Genomic DNA, 20,303 nt, shown 5'->3' with positions numbered 1-20,303 from the left:
GGCGGCCCCGCAAGAACCAAAGGGAAGAGAGATGAGTCTGGAGAAAATGGGGCAGGCAGCCCGTGAAGCCGCCTATCAGCTGGCCACCGTCAGCACGGCGCAGAAGAACCGGGCGCTGGCCGCCATCGCCGACGAGCTGGAGGCGCGCAGCCACCAGATCCTGGCCGCCAACGAGAAAGACATCGCCGCCGGGCGCGAGGCGGGCCTCTCCGAGGCCATGCTGGATCGGCTATTGCTCAACCCGGCCCGACTGGCCGGTATCGTGGCGGACGTGCGCAAGGTGATCACCCTGGATGATCCGGTCGGGGCCGAAATCGACAGCCGGGTGCTGGAGAACGGCCTGCGTCTCTCCCGCCGCCGGGTGCCCATCGGCGTCATCGGCGTCATCTACGAGGCGCGCCCCAACGTCACCATCGACATCGCCAGCCTCTGCCTCAAGACCGGCAACGCCAGCATACTGCGCGGCGGCCGCGAGACCTTCCACTCCAACCTGGAGCTGGTGCGGGTGATCCAGCGCGCGCTGGCGGCCTCCGGCCTGCCCGAGGCGGCGGTGCAATATATCGACAACCCGGACCGGGCCCTGGTGGGCGAGCTGCTGCGCCTCGACCGCTACGTGGACATGATCATCCCCCGCGGTGGCGCGGGTCTGCACAAGATGTGCAAGGAGAACAGTTCCATTCCGGTCATCATCGGCGGATTCGGCATCAGCCACATCTTCGTGGACGAGAGCGCCGACCTGGCCCGGGCCTTGCCCCTCATCGACAACGCCAAGGTGCAGCGCCCCTCCGCCTGCAACGCCCTCGACACCCTGCTGGTGCACGAGAAGGTGGCGCCGACCCTGTTGCCGCAACTGGTTGGCTTAATGAACGAGCGCAAGGTGGCCCTGGTGGCCACGCCGGAGGCCATGCCGATGCTGGCGGGCGCCGACAGCCTGCGTGCCGCCGGCCCGGAAGACTTCGATACCGAGTGGCTCTCGCTGACCCTGGGGATCAAGCTGGTGGCGGATGTGAACGAGGCGCTGGCCCATATGCGCGAGCACAATGCCGGTCACTCCGATGCCATCCTCACCAACGATCTGGCCAATGCCGAGCGTTTCGTCAACGGCGCCGGTTCGGCGGCTGTCTACGTTAACGCCTCCACCCGTTTCACCGATGGCGGCCAGTTTGGTCTCGGCGCCGAGGTGGCGGTATCGACCCAGATGCTGCACGCTCGTGGCCCCATGGGGCTGACCGAGCTCACCAGCTACAAATGGGTGGGATTGGCGGATTATCTGAGCCGCGCCTGAGCCCCCGTTTTGCCCTGTGTGAAAATGCCGACCTTGGTCGGCATTTTTTTGCTTTTTTCTTGCGGGCTATCAGGGGCTTGCATATAACTATCCAGCAAGGTGTGGCGATAATTTGCACACTTTGCTAGCAACAAAAACGGGAGCAGATTCAAGGATGAAGCAGACAGATTGGATAAAGCGCTGGGGAGCGCTGTGGCTGAGCGTGCCACTGTTGCTGGGGGCGCTCTGTTTCAGCAGCAGCAGCCACGCCAGCTGGGATCAGGATCTCTATCGCCAGCTGGGGCTGGCCGGCAAGCTCGACAAACAGGTGTTTCGCAAGGCCCTCAACAGTTACCAGAGCGTGCGCCACAAGCGCAAACCCATTCTCACCATCATCGACTACAGCAAACCCTCAACTCAGCGCCGCTTGTTCGTCATCGACGTGAAACGCCACAAGCTGCTCTATCACACCTGGGTCAGCCATGGCCGCAATTCGGGTGAGCGGGACGCCCGCCAGTTTTCCAACCAGTTCAACTCCATGAAGAGTTCGCTCGGGGTCTATCGCACCGCCGAAACCTATCAGGGCAAGCACGGCTATTCGCTGCGCCTCGACGGCCTGAGCCCGGGCCAGAACAGCAATGCCCGCAAGCGGGCCATCGTCGTGCACGGCGCCGACTATGCGAGCCCCCGTCATCTGCTCAAATATGACAAGCTGGGGCGCAGCTGGGGTTGCCCGGCGCTGCCCAAGGAGCAATCCAGGGCCATCATCGACATCATCAAGGGGGGCAGCGTCATCTACGCCCACGGCTGAGGCCTGCCTTAGAGCCAAAAAAGAAGGCCAGCATATGCTGGCCTTTTTGTTTCGGGTGATGGATTACTTGCGCACCACCAGCACGGGGCAGGGGGCGTGACGGACCACGGATTCGGCGACGCTGCCCACCAGCAGGTGGCTGATGCCGGAGCGGCCGTGGCTGCCCATCACCACCAGATCGGCCTTTTCTTCTTTGGCCTGCACGACGATCTCGTCGGCGGCGCGGCCGAAGCGTACCTCGAAGGTGGCCGGAATGGGCAGGCTGGCGATCAGCTCCTTCATCTGGCTCTTGGCCTGGCGCTCCATCTCGTGGGTGATCTCGATGGCGGTCATGTGCAGGATCTTGTAGCTGTCGAAGCCGTGCAGCTGGTCCACCACGTGAACCAGTTTGAGTTCGGCCTGATGGCTCTGGGCCATGAATACGGCATAGTCGAGCACGGCTTGCGACATCTGGGAAAAATCGACCGGGCAGAGCAGGGTTTTGATGGATGGCATATGAAGGCTCCCCTATGGTTGGGTTACTAATGAATCTCATTGTCAATAATACCCATTCGGTCGGCAATAACTCTCGACTCGCTCGCAAAACCGGTAAAAAGTGGTGCTTTGCCGACGGATCTTCATATCATGGGATATGGCCTGTGCACCCTTGCCAGATAGGCCGGCTCGATGGGTGACAGCGTTCGCCTCCGGAGAAATAGTCAAGACATGGTTCGTTTGCTGCTTTCATGGGTATTGCTGCTGCTCTGCTGGCCCGGTCGGGCCGATCCCCTCAATGTCTATTGCGATGACTGGCCGGGTTTTTGCCAGCGGGATGGGCGTGGCATCTATCTGGACATAGTGCGCGCCATCTACCAGCCCAACGGCTACGAGGTCATCCCCCGCATCGTGCCCTACAAGCGGGCGCTGGCGGTGATCGCCCAGCAGGGGGGCGACATGGCGATGGGGGTTTACCGGGATGAGGTGAGTGGCGTGCTGCAACCCCGTTATCCCGCCTCGGCCGATGACCTGACGGTGCTGATGCTCAAGAAGTGGCAGCCCCAGTGGCTGGGCGAGTCGAGCCTCAAGGGGCAGGGGGTGGTGTGGCTGCGGGGCTGGGCCTTTGACAAGTACATCCCGGTCTCCATGCGCTGGCACGAGATAGACAGCCACGACATGGCGCTGCAACTGCTGGCCAAGGAGCGCTACCGTTACTATCTGACCGCCGGGGTGCTCTACTCGGAGGACTCCATTCCTGCCAACATGCATCGTACCTTCCTGCGCTGGATCCCGACCTACCCCATCTTTGCCGATACCGAGAAGGGTCGCACCCTGCAGCAGCTCTGGGATCAGGGCATGGTCAACCTGGTGCGGCACGGCACCCTGGCCGAAATCTACCGACGCTATCGGTTGCACGACTACTACCGCGGTTTTATCGAAGAGCAGGAGCGGCGGCTAAAGCCTGGCAACTAAAACGTCCCGCGTCGGGGAGGGCTGGTTACCTGTTCAGGAACTTTTCTGTCAGCTTGCCGAGTTGCCGCGCACCTGCTTGGCCAGTGGGTCATAGAGAATGACGTTGACCGAGGCGGCCAGATTGATGCAGCCCTTGGGTATGGCCACGCAGATCACCTCCTGTTGCTCGTCTTTATCATCAGCGCCTCAACTGCTTGGCCAGCCGGTCGTAGAGGATCACGTTGACCGAGGCCGCCAGATTCATGCAGCCCCGGGTCGGTACGTAGATCACCTCTTTCACCGCTTTGAAGCGGGCCGGCTCCAGGGTGCCGTCTTCGGGGCCGAAGATGTAGAAGGCGCGCTCGGGGTGGACGTAGTCCGGCAGCGAGGTCGCCCCCTCGATCAGATCCACCAGCACAGGTGTGCAGCCGGCCGGCACCATGGCCATCAGATCGTCGACACCGAGCAGGGGGATCTGTTCCACCATCTGCTTGGTGTCGGTGACGAAACGGCGCGCCAGCTCGAAGCGGGTCCCTGTGTAGTAGACCTCATCCGCCCCATAGCAGCCGGCGGCCCGCATCACGGCTCCCACGTTCTCCGGTGACTTGGGGTTGACCAGCCCGATGCAGCAATAGCCTGCGTCGCCATGCGGTGCTGACTCATCCCCCTGTGGTGGCAGGCATTCGTGGTCTGACTCTTTCATGCTGATCTCCTCTGTGGCGGCCGCATTATAAGCCGTGCCCGCCGGCAAACGCAGAAAAAGTAACAGGTAGAGGCCGAGATTCGCTTGCTTCCCATCGTCGAGTTTTTGTGCGCAAGCCGACAATTTTTGCACGAGGCGATGGCGGGCAAACGTTTTTCGGAAATAATGGACAAACGTTTGTAACTGGATGTTTGTCTATGACAGAACGTGAGCAAGAGATCCTCGCCCTGCTGCGCCAGGATCCCATGATTGCCCAGCAGGAGCTGGCGGACAGGCTCGGCATCAGCCGTTCGGCGCTGGCGAGCCACATTTCCAGCCTGATGCGTCAGGGCTATGTGCAGGGGCGTGGTTATGTGCTGCGGGAGGGCCCCTACGCCGTGGTGATCGGCGGTGCCAACATGGATATCTGCGGCTGCAGCCACGACAACCTGCGCATCGGCGACTCCAACCCGGGCCGGGTGCGCACCTCCGCCGGTGGGGTGGGGCGCAACATTGCCGAAAACCTGGCGCGGCTCGGTACCGACACCCGGCTGCTGACCGCGGTGGGCAACGATCAGTACGGCCACCACCTGCTGGAGGTGAGCCAGCGCGCCGGCGTCGACGTGCGCCAGGTGCTGGTGCTGGACGGTCAGGCCACCTCCTGTTACCTCAGTCTGCACGATGGCAGCGGCGAAATGAGCTGCGCCGTCAACGACATGGGGATCATCGACCAGCTCACGCCGGCCCGGCTCGCCCCCCTGAGCGGATTCCTCGGGGCAGCCCGGCTCTGGCTGCTCGACACCAACCTCGCCACCCACACCCTCGACTGGCTGTTCGAGCGTCAGGGGGAGCACACCATCTTTGTGGACACCGTCTCGGTGGCCAAGGTGGAGAAGATCCGCCCCTGGCTGCACCGCATCCACACCCTCAAACCGAACCGCAGCGAGGCGGAGCAGCTGTGCGGCTTGCGCATCGCCGGGCCCGACACCTGGCCCATGGCGGCGGCCTGGTTCCACCGCGCCGGGGTGCAGCGGCTGTTCCTGAGCCTCGGCGATCAGGGGATCTTTTATAGCGACGGGGAGTGCCAGGGCCATCTGTCCGTGCTCGGCAGCCCGGTCGTCAACGTGACCGGCGGCGGCGATGCCTTCATGGCAGGGCTGGCCCACGCCTGGTTGCAGGAGCAGGACATCGTCGAGACCACCCGTTTCGCCCTCGGCTGCGCCGCCCTTACCGTCAATTGTCCCGATACCGTATTTTCCGGCCTATCCAAGGCCGCCGTTGAACGCATGCTGGAGGAGTACCCATGTTGAACGCTTACCTCGATATCCAACCGGTCGTCGCCGAAGCCCTGGCCGCCGGCAAGCCTGTGGTGGCCCTGGAGTCCACCATCATCTCCCACGGCATGCCCTATCCGCAGAACGTGGAGACGGCGCGCCAGGTGGAGCAGGTGGTGCGGGACAACGGCGCCGTGCCGGCCACCATCGCCATCATCGATGGCCGCCTCAAGGTGGGTCTGGATGAGGGGGCGCTGGAGGCGCTGGGCCGGGCCGGCCACGCCGCCACCAAGTGCAGCCGCCGCGACATCCCCTTCGTGCTGGCCAACAAGGGTCTGGGGGCCACCACGGTTGCCTCCACCATGATCATTGCCGCCATGGCCGGGATCCGGGTGTTCGCCACCGGCGGTATTGGCGGCGTGCACCGCGGCGCCCAGGAGACCTTTGACATCTCCGCCGACCTGCAGGAGTTCGCCCAGACCCCGGTGGCCGTGGTCTGCGCCGGTGCCAAGTCGATCCTCGACATCGGCCTGACCCTGGAGTACCTGGAGACTCAGGGCGTGCCGGTGATCGGCTACCAGACCGAAGAGCTGCCCGCCTTCTACACCCGTGAGAGCGGCTTCAAGGTGGATTACCGCCTCGAGAGCCCGGCGGCCATCGCCGAGGCGCTGCGCCTCAAGTGGGAGTTGGGGCTGGCCGGTGGCGCCGTGGTGGCGAACCCCATCCCGGCCCAGTTTGCTATGCCAAAGGCCGACATCGACGCAGCCATTGCCCAGGCACTGCGGGAGGCGGACGAGCAGGGAGTGAAGGGCAAGGCGTCCACCCCCTTCCTGCTGGCCCGGGTGTGCGAGCTGACCGGCGGCAACTCCCTGGCGGCCAACATCCAGCTGGTGCTGAACAACGCGGCGCTGGGGGCGCGCATCGCCGCCAGCTTGTAATGCGATGCGACGAATGAAAAAGAGGGCCGACTGGCCCTCTTTTTATTGTCAGATCGGCTGCTCTGTCACTGCAGCACCAGCCGACCGTGCAGTGGCTGCACAGGGCGGTTGTTGGGGTGGTGCATCACCGCCTTGAAGGCGTCGATCTGGGCCTGGCTTACCTGTACCGGCTCCTTCATCACCAGCCAGCGCACCCCTTCCGAGCAGGGCGGGGTGGTCAGGGACCCGCTGAAGCGGTAGTAGTCGCGTTTGGCGGGCAGCAACTGCTCCGCCGAGACCGGCTCCTTGAGCGCGTGCTGCTCCCCCGCCTTGGCTGGCAAGGATTGCCAGACCTGGCTCAGGGCCCCATTGGCCTTGCCCGGCTCGAACATCACCGCCACCACCGCCAGCTCCCCCTGGTCATTGGCATGGACCAGGTGCCCCTCCAGCGGATAGGACTTGCCTTCGATGAGGTTTTCGCTGGGGGCGTGGAAGTGGAACTGCTTGAGCTCGAAGTGCATGCCGTCGAGTTCAAGGCTGCTGCCCGGGGCATAGTCGACCTGCACCGTGTGGCCGTTGTTGGTGACGCTGTGGCCCCCCGCCAGGTAGTGGAACTGCAGCGGAGCCAGCTCGGCCTTGACCAGACCAGAGAGGTTGACCGGCGACTGGTTGCGGCCCGCGCACTGGCCAAATTCCGGGGTCAGGCTGGCCCATTTTGCCGGGCCGGCCTCGCCGCTGTATTCCCAGTGCGGGGTGGCGGCAAAAGCGGCGGGGCAGAGCAACAGGGTGGCGGCCAACAGGGACTCTTTCATCATGCATCCTTATCTTGATTGAAAAGCACGGCGATCCGTTTCCTGCACTGACGAGGAAATAACGGAAGGCATCATCTGAATTGCGGGATACAGAAGGTCAGACGCTATTGTTATTATTGGCTGGGTGAGCGCCGATGATATTTATGATGCATTTAATATGAATCTAAATAATGGGCGGTCACGCCTGCATATTGAATAATCGCTTTATTCAATGACAGCAATCTAATTAATTGGCTGTCATCGCCGATGAATTTGTTCATAATTCACTCATCAGAATTCAGCTCTTTTTTGCCGCGCAAGTCCCCGCCATTATTCCGTCCGTAATAAACTAATTCATTGTTTTAAATGTGGTTTTTGTTGGTCCCATTTGATCTTGAGCAAATAATGCACAGGCTTTCCCGGGCAGGCTGAGGCTGCTGTTATGCACAGTCACAAGGGAGAGAGAAACAATGAATAAATATTGTCTGTTGCTGGCGCTGGGCCTGCCAGGGATGGGGTGGGCGAACGAGCCTATCCAGGCAGTGGAAGCAGCCAAGGTGAGTGCACCGGAAAAAGTCGAGTTGGGCAAGATGCTGTTTTTCGAGCCGCGGCTCTCGAAATCCAACGCCATCTCCTGCAACTCCTGCCACAACCTGGCGACCGGCGGGGTAGACAACCAGGTCAGTTCCCTCGGCCACAAGTGGAAGGAGGGGCCGATCAACTCGCCCACCGTGCTCAACTCCAGCCTCAACTTCGTGCAGTTCTGGGATGGGCGCGCCAAGGATCTGCAGGCGCAGGCAGCGGGCCCCATCGAGAACCCGCTGGAGATGGCCTTCAGCCACAAGCTGGCGGTGGAGACCCTGCACACCCTGCCCGAGTACCGGGCCCGCTTCAGCGCCGTGTACGGCAAGGCGGACTTCGGCATCGACGAGGTGACCGATGCCATCGCCGCCTTCGAGGAGACCTTGGTCACCCCCGATGCGCCGTTCGATCGCTGGCTGAAGGGGGATGCCAAGGCGCTGACCGCGCAGCAGCTGAAGGGCTATCAGCTGTTCAAGGAGAAGGGCTGCACTGCCTGCCACAACGGGGTGGCCATCGGCGGCAACTCCTACCAGAAGATGGGGCTGGTCAAGCCGTTCAAGACCGACAACCCGGCCCAGGGACGCGGTGGGGTGACCGGCGAGAAGCAGTTCATCGGCTGGTTCAAGGTGCCGACCCTGCGCAACATCGAGCTGACTTACCCCTACTTCCACGACGGCTCCGTGTGGGATCTGAAGGAGGCGGTGCAGATCATGGCGGACATCCAGCTCGGCCAGACCCTGAGCGAGCAGGAGGCGGACGACATGACCGCCTACCTCAAGAGCCTGACCGGCGAGCAGCCGCAGATCGTGTTGCCGATCCTGCCGCCCTCCCAGCCCGATACCCCCAGGCCTCAGGTCAAGAGCTGAGCGGGCGTGATGATTGCAGCGGAGCCACCGGCTCCGCTTTTTTGTTCCTATCTATCTGATAAGCCTCTCGAAGTTACTGCACTACACAATGACAAAGGGATGACAATCCCCCAGCTGGCGACGGCGATTTTACCGATTTGCAGCCCTCTTCACACTTCCGACACGCTCACAATTCGTTCGATTGCCTTACTCATCCGACCTGGTGTCAAATCACTCCGCCTAACACAAGGAGTGGCATAATAATGAATAATATCAATAAATTAGTTCTGGCTATCGGATTCACTCTCACCACCTTCCCGAGCCTGGCGGCGGGCTTCCAATGCAAGGATCACGTCAAGCTCGGGGTGCCCAGCCAATCCAGTCAACTGCTGTGCCGGGACGGCTATGCCGCCGGTTACAACTACGACACCAAGGTCTCTGACTGGGTCTCTTATCGGATGACGGCCGCCAGCGCCCAGGGTCAGGTGCCGCGCAAGGATGCCTTTGCCGAGGACAAGGAGGTGCCGGTGCAGTTCCGCGCCACTTTGGCCGACTACAAGGGCTCCGGTTATGACCGTGGCCACCAGGCGCCCGCGGCGGACATGCGCTCCACCGCCACCACCATGAAGCAGAGCTTCCTGCTGACCAACATGACCCCGCAGCTGCCGGCGCTCAACCAGGGGGCCTGGCGCATCCTGGAGGAGAAGACCCGGCAGTGGGCCATCGCCTATCAGGATGTCTATGTGATCACCGGCCCCATCTTCACCAACTCCGATGCTTCCATCGGCAACGGTGTGACCGTGCCCCACGCCTACTACCGGGTGGTGATGGATGTGGCCAACCAGGAGGCGATCGCCTTCATCCTGCCGCAGGAGAACGTGTCGGCTAGCCGGCTGGCGGATTACATAGTGACGGTGGATGAGGTGGAGCAGCAGACCGGGCTCGATTTCTTCGCCGAGCTGCCGGATGAGCAGGAAGAGGCCATGGAGTCCCAGCTGATGGCCATGTGGAGCAACTGAGTTCACCCATGACGCTGATGAAAACAGGGGCCTGTCGGCCCCTGTTTCTATTTGCTCAGCTCATCACCGACCTTCTTGACGGTGTCCCGGGTGCCGTGACCTATCTCGCGGGTCACGTCCCGGGTGGTGTGGCCAATCTCGCGGGTCACATTGCGGGTGGTGTGCCCCACGGTTCTGCCCGCCTCCTTGATGTCGGCGCAGCCGCCGAGCAGGCTGCCCAGAACCAGGCCGAGGGCCATCAGGGCCATGCAGTCACGCCTCATGCCGTGCTCCTTCTCGTTTCATCATCGTTATGCCGATGGCGGCATTATGGCCTCGTGTGCAACGGGCGGGCAACCAGCAGGGTGTGGCCCGGGCCCGGGATCTCGTGCTCGGCTTCCACGTGGAAGTGGGCCTCGCGCAGGCACTGGTAAAGCTGTTTGGAGTGGTAGAAGCGGCTGTTGCCGTTGGCCAGACAGGTGAAGTAGAGGGAGGTGGCGTTGAGACTGAAACTGGCGGCTTCGAAGGATTGGCGGTCCCAGAACAGCTCCAGGATGCAGACCCGGGCGTCCGGCTTCATGGCCAGCCGGATCCGGTTCAGGATGGCGACGATTTGCTCGTGACTGAAGCAGTCGAGGAACTGGCTCATCCACCAGATGTCCGCCTCGCCGGGCAGGGTGCCTGGCTGCAGCAGATCCACCGGGTGACCCTGTACCCGCTCCGTCAGCCCCGCCTCCTCGATGTTGCGGCGAGCCAGTGCCAGCTGCTCGGGCAAGTCCAGGATGGTGACTCGCAGCGCCGGATCCCGCTTGGCGCAGGCGATGGCCCACTTGCCGGTGTTGCCACCCAGGTCGTAGAGGTGGCGCGGCTCGTAACCGAACACCTTGTCCTGGGCCTGCTGGAAGGCCCAGTCGGAGTAGAAGTGATCGAACGCGAACCAGCTGCGGCGGGCAGGCTCGGGCAGCTCGCTCAGGTGCGGATAGAGGGTCTGCCAGGGGCCGAACTCCTGCAGGCCGGCCGGCGTGCCGTTGCGGATGGCGTCGAGCAGGTGGGCGAGGGGCTGGTAGCAGACGTGCTGGGTGAAGTCGAGATTGACCCGGCTCATGGTGTCGTTCAGCAGGTATTTGCCGACCCGCCCCAGCACATAGTGCTCCTCGGCCAGGTAGCAGAGCCCGCCGCCGAGCCCCATGTCCAGCAGCACGCCGGCGCCGTATTCACTCAGCTCGCATGCCTGGGCGATGTCGGCCAGTGCTGCCCCCCGCTGGCCACGGGTCTCGAGATAGGCCAGCACCCCGGTTTCGCGCAGGCACCAGCTGGCCTGAAACAGCATGGGCCCGAAGGCGATTTTCTGGGCCTCGCTGATGGCTTCCAGCGCGTTGTAGGGGTCTGTCTGATAGTGATTCACGGGGGGGCTCCTGCCGGATCAGCGGCTCTGCGCGCGGGCGAGTTCCAGCTGAATGGCCTGGTTCAGACCCAGTACCCAGCGGTTATAACTGCGGTGGATGCTGCCCTTGCCTTTGTCGTCCAGATTGACGCTGCTCACATAATTGATGGAATAATCGCGAGCGCTATAGGGAATATTGATCACCGCCTGATGCTGACGCACATTGACCTGGCCCCGAATCAGTCCCGGCTGCTCCTGGCGCATTACCCAGCTCTTGCTGATACCCGCCGTAATAATGGCGTTGGCAACCTGCTCCTCGGTGAGGTTGGATGGCACCGGATTGGCCGCCATATTGCGGATGGGCTGGCTGGTGGAGCAGGCGGCCAGCAGGGCACAGGCCAGCAGCAGGGATATTTTATTAATGAGTTTCATAATATTTTCCTTGAGAAGGATATTTATCAATTGAGCGTGGCAATGAGACAACACAAATTGTTTATTTTCAATCACCAAGGCGGTGGATAATCCGGGCTGGCTATTATTTTTGATGAATAATGGTATTATCCGCCCGGTATTCACCTGATGACGCCATTCAATACCATGGCGCAGGCACTGCCCGTCGGGTGAGTGCCTTTTATGCTCTTCGCTCCCACCACGGTTTTAAGGACAGGTCGCCTGCAACATGCTCTCTTTCTCGCTGCTGGATAGTCAGGCCCTGTCACCCGGTCTGGCCGATGAGGACGCCTGGCAGGCGTGGGCGCAGCAGGGACGCTGGCCCGTCGACCCGCCGTTTCCCGTCACTCCCTTGCTGCCCATGATGATGGCGCGCCGCCTGAGCCAGGGCGCCCGGCTGGCGGTGCAGGTGGGGTTGAGTCTGCTGGCCCGCCACCAGGTAGACAGTGCCATCTTCGTCAGCCGCCACGGCGAGCTGGCCCGTTCCATGGCGCTGCTGCAGGCGCTGGCGGACGGGCAGGCGCTCTCCCCCACCGATTTCTCCATGTCGGTCCACAACACCGCCGCCGGGCTCTGCTCCATCCAGGGCAAGGCCGCCATTCCCATGAGCTCGCTGGCCGCGGGGGAGAACAGCCTGATGGCAGGCCTGACCGAAGCGGTCGGCGCCCTGCAGGCCGGTGCCCGCAAGGTGCTGCTGGTGGCCTTCGAGGGGCCGGTACCCGAATTTCATCGCCCCTGGCTGGCGGAAGAGGCGCCGCCCCATGCGCTGGGACTGGTGCTGGAGGGCGGTGAGCAGTGGTGCTGCGAGGGAGTTAGCCCCGCAGTTGACGCTGCCCGCCCGCTGCCCCAGAGCCTCGCCTTGTGGCGCGCCCTGCTGCTAGGCGAGCCGACCCTGATCCTCGGCGATGACCGTCAGGCGTGGAGATGGCAGCGTTGCTGAATCGGGCCTGGCGGTTGATCGGCACGGCCCTTGGCTTCACCCTGTTCGGGGTGGGCGGCCTGCTGCTCACCCTCTTCTGGTTCCCCTTGCTGGCGCTCTGTCTGCGCGGGGAGCGGCGGCGCACCCTGGCCCAGCTCACCATCCGCCACAGTTTCCGGCTGTTTCTCGCCATGCTGCGCGGCTGGGGGGTGCTCGACTATCGCGTCAGTGGCATGCCCGCCGATTTGCGTGGCGCCCTGGTGGTGGCCAATCACCCCAGTCTGCTCGACTACGTCATGCTGGCGGCCGAGATGCCGGTGTGCGACTGCATCGTCAAGCAGTCACTCTGGCGCAACCCCTTCATCGGCGGCGTGGTGCGGGCGGCCGACTACCTGCCCAACGTAGCGGGGGAGGATCTGCTGGCCCTGTGCATGGCGCGGATCCGGGCCGGCGGCCTGCTGCTGATCTTCCCGGAAGGGACCCGCACCACCCCGGGCGAACCCATCAAGCTGCAGCGCGGCGCGGCCCAGTTGGCGGTGCGCAGCCAGGTGCCGCTGCAACTGGTGCGGATCCACTGCAGCACCCGATTTCTCACCAAGCAGGACAAATGGTTCAAGATCCCGGAAAATAAGCCGACTTTCACCATAGAATTCCTGCAGCAAGTGGCGGCGGACGAGGTGGTCGCCACCGGCCAGAGCAGTGCGCTGGCCGCTCGCCAGTTGACCCGGTTTCTCACCCGGGCCCTGCAACCCGGGCCCCAATGACAGCATATGGAACAGTTATGCAAGACCTGCATCTAGAGATAAAACAACTCATCATCGACAGCCTCAACCTCGAGGGGCTCACCCCTGACGACATCGACAGCCAGGCACCGCTGTTTGGTGACGGCCTGGGGCTGGACTCCATCGATGCGCTGGAGCTGGGCCTTGCCATCAAGGGCCGCTACGGCATCGTCCTCTCTGCCGAGGATGAGAACACCCGTCGCCACTTTGCCTCTGTCGCGGCCCTGGTGGCCCTGGTGCAGGCCCAGTCGAAAGGGGAGGCCTGAGCCATGACCCGCGACGACATCTTTGCCCAGATCAAGGCCGCCCTCGTCGAGCTGTTCGAAGTCGACGAAGAGGCCATCACCCCCGAGGCCCGCCTCTATCAGGATCTCGAGCTCGACAGCATCGACGCCATCGATCTGGTGGTGCACCTGCAGAAGCTGACCGGCAAGAAGATCAAGCCGGAGGAGTTCAAGTCGGTGCGCAGCGTCAACGACGTGGTGGATGCGGTCGAGCGTCTGCTGGCCGACGCCTGATGCCGGTGTCTGCCCTGCCATGATGCGCTGGCTCTCCTGGCTGGCCGGTGGTGCCCTGCTGCTCTACCCGCTGGCGGTTTACTGGGGGCTGACCCATGCCGGTCAGACCCCGCTGCTGCTCGGCTTGCTGCTCATCTTCTCGCTGCGACTCTTGCCCGGCCTGCTCAAGGGGCGAGTCCGGTTCGGCCCGCTGCCGGAGTGGCTCTGGCTGGGGCGCCTGCTGGCCTGCATCGGGCTGGGGCTGACCCTGCTCTCCGCTCTGTTCAGCGCCCGGCACTGGCTGCTCTACTACCCGCTGGCGGTGAGCTTCTGCCTGCTGTGCCTGTTTGGCTGGAGCCTGACCCGCCCCATGAGCCTGGTAGAGCGGCTGGCCCGCTTGCAGGATCCCGCTTTGCCGGCGGCGGCCATCGGCTACACCCGGCGGGTGACCCAGGTCTGGTGCGGCTTCTTCGTCATCAACGGCGCCCTGGCAGCCTTCACCATCTGGCACGGGGATCTGGCGCTCTGGAGCCTCTACAACGGCCTCGTCAGCTACCTCCTGATGGGCGGCCTGATGGGGGCTGAGTATCTGGTGCGTCGCCGCCTGCTCAAGAGGCTGACTCCATGAGCCTGCTGCAAACCCTCTGGCAGCGCGATGGTGCCCAGCCGGTGGCCTTCGGCCCGCAGGGGGAGGTGACCCTGGCCGAGCTGCGCCGCGCCAGCCTGCAACTGGCCAGGGCCATGGCCCGTCATGACGGCGCCGGCCGGCCAGGCGCGCGCTGGGCACTCTGCTTTGACGACAGCCTGCTGTTCACGCAAGCGTTGCTCGCCTGCGCTCTCGGCGGCTATCAGGCTATTCTGCCGGGTCATCAGCGGCTGGCCGGCCTGCAGGAACTGCAGAGCCAGTTTGACGGCCTGCTCACCGACTCCGAGCTGCCGGGCGCAGCGCTCACCGTGTCTCAACTCAGGCTGCCGCTGGCCGATGCCCACGAGGGGCTGGACGCCGCACACGGTGATCTTGGTGATCTTGCGCCCGCGCGCCTGGATATCACCCTGTTCAGCTCCGGCTCCACCGGCGAGCCCAAGGCGATCCCCAAGGCCTGGCCCCAGCTGGAGGCGGAGTTGCGGGTGCAGATGGCGCTGTGGGGCGAGCGACTGGCCGATGCCCGGGTGCTGGCCAGCGTCAGCCACCAGCACATCTACGGCCTGCTGTTTCGCATCCTGCTGCCGCTGGCCCTCGGTCGCCCGTTCGATCGCCGCACCATCGACTATCCGGAGCAGCTGGCGGCGCAAGGCGCCCCCTGGTGTTTGATCGCGTCGCCGGCGTTTCTGAGCCGGCTCGATCCAGCCATGCCCGCCACCGGCTGCCGGTTGATCGTCTCCTCCGGCGGTCCCCTGCAGCTGGAAGATGCCCGGCAAGCCCGGGCGCTCTTCGGTCAGCTGCCGGTGGAGATCTTCGGCAGCAGCGAGACCGGCGGCATTGGCTGGCGTCAGCGCCACCAGGAGCAGACCCCTTGGACGGCGCTGCCTGGGATCGAGGTACGGGTTGGCCCGGAGCAGGGGCTGCTGCTGCGCTCCCCCTTTCTGGAAGAGGATGGCTGGCTGGCCTGCGCCGATCGCATCGCCCTGCGCGAGGAGGGTTTCGAGCTGCTGGGGCGCCAGGACAGGATCGTCAAGCTGGAGGAGAAGCGCATCTCCCTCGACGAGGTGGAGGCGCGCCTGCAGGCTCTGGCAGAGGTGGAGTCGGCCGCCGTGCTGCCGCTGCAGCAGGGTCAGCGCCAGATCCTCGGCGCCGTGCTGGTGCTAAGCGAATTGGGGGCCGCCCGCTGGGACGAACTCGGTCAGGGGCGCTTCCTGCTGGCCCTGCGCCAGCAGCTGCGCCCCTGGCTCGAGCCGGTCGCCCTGCCGCGCAGCGTGCGCCGGGTGGTGCAGATGCCCGTCAACGCCCAGGGCAAGCGCCCCTGGTCACAACTCAAGGAGCTGTTCGATGAGCCTGTCCGCTGACACGCTGCCAACCGAGCTGGGTTGTGAGGTGCTGGCCGATGGCGTGCGCCTGCGGCTGCGACTCGATCCCGCACTGCCCTGGTTTGCGGGGCACTTTCCCGGCGCGCCCCTGCTGCCCGGGGTGACCCAGATCCACTGGGTGATGCACTACGCCGCCAGCCGGCTCAAGCTGACACTGCCGTTTCACGGGGTGGATCAGCTCAAGTTCCAGCGCCCGCTGCGCCCCGGGGCCGAGTGCAGCCTGAGCCTGCAGTGGCAGGCGGACAAGGGCCAGCTCCTCTTCAGCTACCAGCTCGGGGACGAGCCGGCGAGCAGCGGACGGGTGCGGCTGACCCCATGAACCCTTGCATTCTTATTCCCTGTTACAACCACGCAGCCCCGCTGGCCGCCGTACTGGCGCGGCTGGCCGAATTCAAGCTGCCCTGCCTGCTGGTCGACGATGGCAGCGAGCCCGTCGTCGCCGCCGCGCTCGATGCGCTGGCCGCCCAGCACCCCTGGGTCAGCCTGCTGCGCCATCCCCACAACCAGGGCAAGGGGGGCGCCGTGATGACGGGGCTGCGCCGCGCCCATGAGCTGGGGTTCAGCCACGCCCTGCAGGTGGATGCCGACGGCCAGCACGATCTGGCGGATCTGCCGGCCCTGCTGGCGGAGGCGCGCCAGCACCCGGCGGCGCTCGTCTCCGGTCGCCCGCTCTACGACGACTCCGTGCCCAAGGGGCGCCTCTACGGCCGCTACATCACCCATGTCTGGGTTTGGATAGAGACGCTGTCGTTCGCCATCAAGGACAGCATGTGTGGCTTTCGCGTCTATCCGCTGGCGTCCACCTGCGCCCTGCTGGAGCGGGTGGCCCTCGGCCGGCGGATGGATTTTGACACCGAGGTGATGGTGCGCCTGCACTGGGCCGGGGTGCCGATGCGCTTCGTGCCGACCCGGGTCATCTATCCCGATGACGGCCGCTCCCACTTCCGGCTTTTTCGCGACAACCTCGACATCTCCTGGATGCACACCCGGCTGGTGTGCCGCCTGCTGTGGGATCTGCTGCTGCGCCTCTGCCGCTGGCCGGCTCGCCTCGGTGCCCGGTTGACCCGGCTGTGGCACGAGCGGCGCACCCACTGGTCGCGCACCCCGGAGCGGGGCTCGCTGCTCGGCATGCAGATCATGCTGGCCAGCTACCGCCTGCTGGGGCGGCGCGGCTTCTCCCTGCTGCTCTATCCGGTCATCGGCTACTTCTGGCTGACCGGCCGTGCCCAGCGGGAGGCATCCCGGGCCTATCTGGCCCGGCTCGAGGCCTTCGCCGGCGCGCAAGGCGTTGCGCTGCCCGCCGAGCCGAGATCGAGCTTTCGCCACTTCCTGCGTTTTGGCGAGGCGGCCCTCGACAAGCTGGCGGGCTGGCGTGGCGATATCACCGAGCAGCAGGTTGAACTGGTGGGGGCTGAGCACTACCAGGCCGCCATCAACAGTGGCAAGGGAGTGTTGCTGCTGGGCTCCCACCTGGGCGATCTCGAGCTCTGCCGGGCCCTTGGCAGTCGAAAGCAGGGGCTGCGCATCAATGCGCTGGTGTTCACCCGCCACGCGGCCCGCTTCAACGCCCTGCTCAAGCAGATCAACCCGGATTCGCACCTCAACCTCATCCAGGTGCAGGAGCTGGGGGCCGACACCGCCATCCTGCTCAAGGAGAAGCTGGAGCAGGGAGAGTGGGTGGTGATCGTCGGTGATCGCACCTCGGTGACCCGGGAGAAGCGGGTGATCTGGGCCGATTTCCTCGGCGCGCCGGCACCGTTTCCCCTCGGCCCCTTCGTGCTCAGCAGCATGCTGGGTTGCCCCGTCTACCTGATGTTCGGCCTCAAGGAGCAGGGGCGCTTTCGGGTGCATTTCGAGCCCTTTGCCGATGGCCAACCTCTGCCGCGGCAGGGGCGCCAACAGATTCTCGCGTCCCGGGTACAGGCCTATGCCGATCGCCTGCAGCACCACTGCCTGCGCGCCCCGCTGGACTGGTTCAACTTTTTTGATTTCTGGCAGCTGACCGATGAACAAGAGTGAGATGAGCAGGGTTGTCTTCGGCGCGAAGCCGCTGACCATCGAAGACGTGGTGGCGCTGGCCGAAGGGCGCGCCACCCCCGCACTGAATCCGGATCCCGCCTTCATGGCCCGCATCCAGCGGGGCGCCGACTTTCTCGACCGGCTGCTGGCCGAAGAGGGGGTCATCTACGGGGTGACCACAGGCTACGGCGACTCGGTGACCCGGCCGGTACCGACCGAGCTGGTGGCCGAGCTGCCGCTGCACCTGACCCGCTTTCACGGCTGCGGGCTGGGGGCGGATCTCGAGCTCGATGCCGCCCGCGCCGTGCTGGCGACCCGGCTCTGCTCGCTGGCGCAGGGAGTCTCCGGGGTCAGCCCGGCCTTGCTCGAGCGGCTCTGCTGGCTGCTGGAGCAGGATCTGGTGCCGCGCATTCCGGAAGAGGGATCGGTGGGCGCCAGCGGCGATCTCACCCCGCTCTCCTACGTCGCCGCCGTGCTGGTGGGGGAGCGCGAGCTCCATCATGATGGTGTGCTGCGCCCTGCCGCCGAGGTCTATCGGGAGCTGGGGATCACTCCCCTGACCCTGCGCCCGAAAGAGGGGCTGGCGCTGATGAACGGCACCTCGGTGATGACGGCGCTGGCCTGCCTTGCCTACGCCCGCACCGAGTACCTGATGCAACTGGCGACCCGGATCACCGCCCTGGTGAGCGTCGCCATGGGGGGCAACACCTTCCACTTCGACGAGCGGCTGTTTGCCGCCAAGCCGCACCCCGGCATGCAAGGGGTCGCGGCCTGGTTGAGAGAGGATCTGGTGGCGGGCGAGCTGCCACGCCACAGCGATCGGCTGCAGGACCGCTACTCGTTGCGCTGCGCCCCCCACGTCATCGGGGTGGTGGCCGACAGTCTGCCCTGGTGGCGCCAGCTCATCGAAAACGAGCTCAACAGCGCCAACGACAACCCGCTGATCGACGGGGAGGAGGAGCACATGATGCACGGCGGCCATTTCTACGGCGGTCATATCGCCATGGCCATGGACAGCATGAAGGCGGCCGTCGCCAACCTGGCCGACCTGCTGGATCGCCAGCTGGCCCAGCTGGTGGACAGCAAGTTCAACGGCGGCCTGCCGAGCAACCTCTCCGGCGCGCCACAGGGGCGGCAGATGATCAACCACGGCTTCAAGGCGGTGCAGATCGGCGTCTCGGCCTGGACCGCGGAGGCGCTCAAGCAGACCATGCCCGCCAGCGTCTTCTCCCGCTCCACCGAGTGCCACAATCAGGACAAGGTGAGCATGGGCACCATAGCGGCGCGCGATGCGCTGCGGGTGCTGACCCTGACCGAGCAGGTAGGGGCCGCCTGCCTGCTGGCGGCGGTGCAGGGGGTGGAGCTGCGCCTCGCCCGGCCCACCCCCTTCACCCGCCCGCTCGGCACGGCGCTGGCAGGCATGGTCACGCAGGTGCGGGCCGAGTTTGCCCCGCTGCTGGAAGACCGGGGGCTCGAGCCCGAGCTGAGGGCGCTGATCGCCCGCATTCGTCAGCGCCACTATCCCCTTTATGGGTCGCACCGGGACTGAGACAAGGTCACTATTGATGAGACAACCCATGCAGAATGAACCCTGGCAGATCAGTACCGAGATAGAAGTGGCCATCCCGTTCCACGACGTGGACATGATGGCGGTCGCCTGGCACGGCCATTACTTTCGCTACATCGAGCTGGCCCGCTGTGCCCTGCTCGATCTTATCGATTACAACTACCCGCAGATGGAGGCCTCCGGCTACCTCTGGCCCATCATAGACACCCGGATGAAGTATCTGGCACCGCTGCGCTTTGGCCAGCGGGTGCGGGTTCGCGCCACCCTGACCGAGTACCAGAACCGCCTGAAGATCGACTACCTGCTGAGCGACGCCGCGAGCGGCACCCGCACCAGCAAGGGTTACAGCATTCAGGTGGCGGTGAGCAAGGCGAGCGGCGAGATGTGTCTGGCCTCGCCCCAGGTGCTGCTGGACAAGCTGGGGGTGAGCCAGTGAGCCGGCTGATGGGGCCGCTGCTGGCAGGGCTGCTCCTGCTGCTGACATGGCCGCTGCAGGCGGCGCCCCTGAGCCGGGCCGAGGTGCAGCAGTTGCTCGCCCTGAGTCAGGCCAAGGAGGCCCGCTTCGAGCAGGAGAAGCAGGTGGCGGGGCTGAGCCAGCCGCTCAAGGCCTCCGGCGAGCTGCTGCTGGTGCGCGATCTGGGGCTCTGGTGGCAGCAGCAGAAGCCCTTTCCGCTGACCCTGGTCCTGACGCCGACGCGCATGGTGCAGCAGATGGCGGGACAGCCCGCCACCGTCATCGACAACCCCCAGCTGCTGGAGTTCAGCCAGATGCTGCTGGCGCTGTTCGGCTCGGACGAGGCGACCCTGGGCCGCTACTTCACCATCGACTTTCACAGCACGGAGGATGGCTGGCAGCTGGTGCTGGTGCCGACCCTGGCGCCGCTCGACAAGGTGTTCGCCAGCCTCACCCTGAGCGGGCAGGGGCAGCTGGATCAGCTGCTCATCGCCGACAAGCAGGGTGACAGCACCCGCATCCGCTTCAGCGACTGGCGCGAGCGCCCCCTGCCGTTGACCCCTGAGGAGCAGGCCCGCTTTGCTGTCCACTAGTACCTCGCTGCGCCAGCGAAC

The 20,303-nt window shown here is 64.7% G+C and carries 24 protein-coding genes and 1 pseudogene; 18 read left to right on the top strand and 7 right to left on the bottom strand.

What is annotated here, in order from left to right; translation table 11 throughout:
- Positions 1 to 28: 28 nt before the first annotated feature.
- Both AB5Y98_RS05525 and AB5Y98_RS05520 read left to right on the top strand, forming a co-directional pair.
- Positions 29 to 1,285: pseudogene (locus AB5Y98_RS05525) on the top strand (glutamate-5-semialdehyde dehydrogenase); the annotation flags it as partial.
- A gap of 154 nt (positions 1,286 to 1,439) precedes the next feature.
- Positions 1,440 to 2,075 (top strand): murein L,D-transpeptidase catalytic domain family protein, encoded by a 636-nt coding sequence (locus tag AB5Y98_RS05520; RefSeq protein WP_005297899.1) that lies wholly within the window; start codon positions 1,440 to 1,442, stop codon positions 2,073 to 2,075.
- Between the two features lie 63 nt (positions 2,076 to 2,138).
- On the opposite strand, the gene AB5Y98_RS05515 is transcribed toward AB5Y98_RS05520, so the two are convergent.
- A complete protein-coding gene (locus AB5Y98_RS05515) occupies positions 2,139 to 2,570 on the bottom strand; it encodes a universal stress protein (protein WP_005297901.1) in 432 nt (143 codons plus the stop codon).
- 210 nt (positions 2,571 to 2,780) lie between these two features.
- Between AB5Y98_RS05515 and AB5Y98_RS05510 the strand changes: the two genes are divergently transcribed.
- Entirely contained in the window at positions 2,781 to 3,524 is a 744-nt protein-coding gene (locus AB5Y98_RS05510; protein WP_139431673.1) for a hypothetical protein, read from the top strand.
- Between the two features lie 48 nt (positions 3,525 to 3,572).
- Here the strand turns inward: AB5Y98_RS05510 and AB5Y98_RS05505 are convergent, their stop codons facing one another.
- A complete protein-coding gene (locus AB5Y98_RS05505; protein WP_095592118.1) occupies positions 3,573 to 3,680 on the bottom strand; it encodes an RNA methyltransferase in 108 nt (35 codons plus the stop codon).
- A 22-nt stretch (positions 3,681 to 3,702) separates the two neighbouring features.
- Positions 3,703 to 4,206: an RNA methyltransferase gene (locus AB5Y98_RS05500; protein WP_201988258.1), complete on the bottom strand. Its 504-nt coding sequence runs from the start codon at positions 4,204 to 4,206 to the stop codon at positions 3,703 to 3,705.
- Positions 4,207 to 4,403: 197 nt separating this feature from the next.
- Here AB5Y98_RS05500 and AB5Y98_RS05495 point away from each other — a divergent pair, with 197 nt between their 5' ends.
- A complete protein-coding gene (locus AB5Y98_RS05495; protein WP_024941444.1) occupies positions 4,404 to 5,495 on the top strand; it encodes a PfkB family carbohydrate kinase in 1,092 nt (363 codons plus the stop codon).
- On the top strand, positions 5,489 to 6,397 hold the full coding sequence (locus tag AB5Y98_RS05490) for a pseudouridine-5'-phosphate glycosidase (RefSeq protein ID WP_005297912.1): 909 nt from the start codon (positions 5,489 to 5,491) through the stop codon (positions 6,395 to 6,397). The genes AB5Y98_RS05495 and AB5Y98_RS05490 overlap by 7 nt, the downstream gene beginning before the upstream one ends.
- Positions 6,398 to 6,462: 65 nt before the next feature.
- Here the strand turns inward: AB5Y98_RS05490 and AB5Y98_RS05485 are convergent, their stop codons facing one another.
- Positions 6,463 to 7,188, bottom strand: coding sequence for a carbonic anhydrase (locus AB5Y98_RS05485; protein WP_368231499.1), 726 nt, complete (start codon positions 7,186 to 7,188; stop codon positions 6,463 to 6,465).
- Positions 7,189 to 7,637: 449 nt separating this feature from the next.
- On the opposite strand from AB5Y98_RS05485, the gene AB5Y98_RS05480 reads away from it, so the two are divergent.
- Both AB5Y98_RS05480 and AB5Y98_RS05475 read left to right on the top strand, forming a co-directional pair.
- Positions 7,638 to 8,615, top strand: a complete 978-nt coding sequence (locus tag AB5Y98_RS05480) for a cytochrome-c peroxidase (RefSeq protein ID WP_117402370.1) — start codon at positions 7,638 to 7,640, stop codon at positions 8,613 to 8,615.
- Between the two features lie 242 nt (positions 8,616 to 8,857).
- Positions 8,858 to 9,613: a DNA/RNA non-specific endonuclease gene (locus AB5Y98_RS05475; RefSeq protein WP_005297919.1), complete on the top strand. Its 756-nt coding sequence runs from the start codon at positions 8,858 to 8,860 to the stop codon at positions 9,611 to 9,613.
- Positions 9,614 to 9,660: 47 nt separating this feature from the next.
- Here the strand turns inward: AB5Y98_RS05475 and AB5Y98_RS05470 are convergent, their stop codons facing one another.
- Genes AB5Y98_RS05470 through AB5Y98_RS05460 form a run of 3 tightly spaced genes read right to left on the bottom strand, consistent with a single transcriptional unit; the run spans position 9,661 to position 11,408 of the window.
- Positions 9,661 to 9,876, bottom strand: a complete 216-nt coding sequence (locus tag AB5Y98_RS05470; RefSeq protein WP_005297921.1) for a hypothetical protein — start codon at positions 9,874 to 9,876, stop codon at positions 9,661 to 9,663.
- A gap of 44 nt (positions 9,877 to 9,920) precedes the next feature.
- Positions 9,921 to 10,997, bottom strand: a complete 1,077-nt coding sequence (locus tag AB5Y98_RS05465) for a methyltransferase (RefSeq protein ID WP_368231481.1) — start codon at positions 10,995 to 10,997, stop codon at positions 9,921 to 9,923.
- Positions 10,998 to 11,015: 18 nt separating this feature from the next.
- On the bottom strand, positions 11,016 to 11,408 hold the full coding sequence (locus AB5Y98_RS05460) for a hypothetical protein (protein WP_019839469.1): 393 nt from the start codon (positions 11,406 to 11,408) through the stop codon (positions 11,016 to 11,018).
- A gap of 247 nt (positions 11,409 to 11,655) precedes the next feature.
- On the opposite strand from AB5Y98_RS05460, the gene AB5Y98_RS05455 reads away from it, so the two are divergent.
- Genes AB5Y98_RS05455 through AB5Y98_RS05405 form a run of 11 tightly spaced genes read left to right on the top strand, consistent with a single transcriptional unit; the run spans position 11,656 to position 20,282 of the window.
- A complete protein-coding gene (locus AB5Y98_RS05455; protein WP_368231480.1) occupies positions 11,656 to 12,366 on the top strand; it encodes a beta-ketoacyl synthase chain length factor in 711 nt (236 codons plus the stop codon).
- Positions 12,351 to 13,109 carry a lysophospholipid acyltransferase family protein gene (locus AB5Y98_RS05450; RefSeq protein ID WP_017781051.1) on the top strand — a complete coding sequence of 253 codons (759 nt, stop codon included), beginning with the start codon at positions 12,351 to 12,353 and terminating at the stop codon, positions 13,107 to 13,109. The genes AB5Y98_RS05455 and AB5Y98_RS05450 overlap by 16 nt, the downstream gene beginning before the upstream one ends.
- Positions 13,110 to 13,126: 17 nt before the next feature.
- Positions 13,127 to 13,393, top strand: a complete 267-nt coding sequence (locus AB5Y98_RS05445) for a phosphopantetheine-binding protein (RefSeq protein WP_005297932.1) — start codon at positions 13,127 to 13,129, stop codon at positions 13,391 to 13,393.
- A 3-nt stretch (positions 13,394 to 13,396) separates the two neighbouring features.
- Positions 13,397 to 13,645, top strand: a complete 249-nt coding sequence (locus tag AB5Y98_RS05440; protein WP_011707160.1) for an acyl carrier protein — start codon at positions 13,397 to 13,399, stop codon at positions 13,643 to 13,645.
- A 19-nt stretch (positions 13,646 to 13,664) separates the two neighbouring features.
- Positions 13,665 to 14,252, top strand: coding sequence for a hypothetical protein (locus tag AB5Y98_RS05435; protein ID WP_368231479.1), 588 nt, complete (start codon positions 13,665 to 13,667; stop codon positions 14,250 to 14,252).
- On the top strand, positions 14,249 to 15,628 hold the full coding sequence (locus AB5Y98_RS05430) for an AMP-binding protein (protein WP_368231478.1): 1,380 nt from the start codon (positions 14,249 to 14,251) through the stop codon (positions 15,626 to 15,628). The genes AB5Y98_RS05435 and AB5Y98_RS05430 overlap by 4 nt, the downstream gene beginning before the upstream one ends.
- On the top strand, positions 15,612 to 15,968 hold the full coding sequence (locus tag AB5Y98_RS05425) for a hydroxymyristoyl-ACP dehydratase (RefSeq protein WP_017788369.1): 357 nt from the start codon (positions 15,612 to 15,614) through the stop codon (positions 15,966 to 15,968). Before AB5Y98_RS05430 ends, AB5Y98_RS05425 begins: the two co-directional genes overlap by 17 nt.
- Entirely contained in the window at positions 15,965 to 17,668 is a 1,704-nt protein-coding gene (locus tag AB5Y98_RS05420; RefSeq protein ID WP_368231477.1) for a glycosyltransferase, read from the top strand. Before AB5Y98_RS05425 ends, AB5Y98_RS05420 begins: the two co-directional genes overlap by 4 nt.
- Positions 17,655 to 19,217, top strand: coding sequence for a histidine ammonia-lyase (gene hutH / locus AB5Y98_RS05415; protein ID WP_368231476.1), 1,563 nt, complete (start codon positions 17,655 to 17,657; stop codon positions 19,215 to 19,217). The genes AB5Y98_RS05420 and hutH overlap by 14 nt, the downstream gene beginning before the upstream one ends.
- A gap of 28 nt (positions 19,218 to 19,245) precedes the next feature.
- Positions 19,246 to 19,671 carry an acyl-CoA thioesterase gene (locus tag AB5Y98_RS05410; RefSeq protein ID WP_368231475.1) on the top strand — a complete coding sequence of 142 codons (426 nt, stop codon included), beginning with the start codon at positions 19,246 to 19,248 and terminating at the stop codon, positions 19,669 to 19,671.
- Positions 19,668 to 20,282, top strand: a complete 615-nt coding sequence (locus AB5Y98_RS05405) for an outer membrane lipoprotein carrier protein LolA (protein WP_017766382.1) — start codon at positions 19,668 to 19,670, stop codon at positions 20,280 to 20,282. The genes AB5Y98_RS05410 and AB5Y98_RS05405 overlap by 4 nt, the downstream gene beginning before the upstream one ends.
- The last annotated feature ends 21 nt before the right edge of the window (positions 20,283 to 20,303 follow it).

Origin of the sequence: Aeromonas sp. s3 (assembly GCF_040907805.1) — a bacterium.
Lineage (GTDB): Bacteria > Pseudomonadota > Gammaproteobacteria > Enterobacterales > Aeromonadaceae > Aeromonas > Aeromonas dhakensis.
Note: the sequence above shows the minus strand (reverse complement) of the source record. Positions and strands in the feature narration are given on the sequence as shown.

Excerpts from the sequence above, each read along its gene's own strand:
- AB5Y98_RS05450 (WP_017781051.1), top strand. The coding sequence starts at position 12,351 with ATGGCAGCGTTGCTGAATCGGGCCTGGCGGTTGATCGGCACGGCCCTT.
- AB5Y98_RS05410 (WP_368231475.1), top strand. The coding sequence starts at position 19,246 with ATGCAGAATGAACCCTGGCAGATCAGTACCGAGATAGAAGTGGCCATC.
- AB5Y98_RS05440 (WP_011707160.1), top strand. The coding sequence starts at position 13,397 with ATGACCCGCGACGACATCTTTGCCCAGATCAAGGCCGCCCTCGTCGAG.
- AB5Y98_RS05420 (WP_368231477.1), top strand. The coding sequence starts at position 15,965 with ATGAACCCTTGCATTCTTATTCCCTGTTACAACCACGCAGCCCCGCTG.
- AB5Y98_RS05435 (WP_368231479.1), top strand. The coding sequence starts at position 13,665 with ATGATGCGCTGGCTCTCCTGGCTGGCCGGTGGTGCCCTGCTGCTCTAC.
- AB5Y98_RS05470 (WP_005297921.1), bottom strand. The coding sequence starts at position 9,876 with ATGAGGCGTGACTGCATGGCCCTGATGGCCCTCGGCCTGGTTCTGGGC.
- AB5Y98_RS05460 (WP_019839469.1), bottom strand. The coding sequence starts at position 11,408 with ATGAAACTCATTAATAAAATATCCCTGCTGCTGGCCTGTGCCCTGCTG.
- AB5Y98_RS05515 (WP_005297901.1), bottom strand. The coding sequence starts at position 2,570 with ATGCCATCCATCAAAACCCTGCTCTGCCCGGTCGATTTTTCCCAGATG.
- AB5Y98_RS05475 (WP_005297919.1), top strand. The coding sequence starts at position 8,858 with ATGAATAATATCAATAAATTAGTTCTGGCTATCGGATTCACTCTCACC.
- AB5Y98_RS05480 (WP_117402370.1), top strand. The coding sequence starts at position 7,638 with ATGAATAAATATTGTCTGTTGCTGGCGCTGGGCCTGCCAGGGATGGGG.
- AB5Y98_RS05490 (WP_005297912.1), top strand. The coding sequence starts at position 5,489 with ATGTTGAACGCTTACCTCGATATCCAACCGGTCGTCGCCGAAGCCCTG.
- AB5Y98_RS05455 (WP_368231480.1), top strand. The coding sequence starts at position 11,656 with ATGCTCTCTTTCTCGCTGCTGGATAGTCAGGCCCTGTCACCCGGTCTG.
- AB5Y98_RS05520 (WP_005297899.1), top strand. The coding sequence starts at position 1,440 with ATGAAGCAGACAGATTGGATAAAGCGCTGGGGAGCGCTGTGGCTGAGC.
- hutH (WP_368231476.1), top strand. The coding sequence starts at position 17,655 with ATGAACAAGAGTGAGATGAGCAGGGTTGTCTTCGGCGCGAAGCCGCTG.
- AB5Y98_RS05500 (WP_201988258.1), bottom strand. The coding sequence starts at position 4,206 with ATGAAAGAGTCAGACCACGAATGCCTGCCACCACAGGGGGATGAGTCA.
- AB5Y98_RS05495 (WP_024941444.1), top strand. The coding sequence starts at position 4,404 with ATGACAGAACGTGAGCAAGAGATCCTCGCCCTGCTGCGCCAGGATCCC.
- AB5Y98_RS05485 (WP_368231499.1), bottom strand. The coding sequence starts at position 7,188 with ATGAAAGAGTCCCTGTTGGCCGCCACCCTGTTGCTCTGCCCCGCCGCT.
- AB5Y98_RS05510 (WP_139431673.1), top strand. The coding sequence starts at position 2,781 with ATGGTTCGTTTGCTGCTTTCATGGGTATTGCTGCTGCTCTGCTGGCCC.
- AB5Y98_RS05445 (WP_005297932.1), top strand. The coding sequence starts at position 13,127 with ATGCAAGACCTGCATCTAGAGATAAAACAACTCATCATCGACAGCCTC.
- AB5Y98_RS05425 (WP_017788369.1), top strand. The coding sequence starts at position 15,612 with ATGAGCCTGTCCGCTGACACGCTGCCAACCGAGCTGGGTTGTGAGGTG.
- AB5Y98_RS05430 (WP_368231478.1), top strand. The coding sequence starts at position 14,249 with ATGAGCCTGCTGCAAACCCTCTGGCAGCGCGATGGTGCCCAGCCGGTG.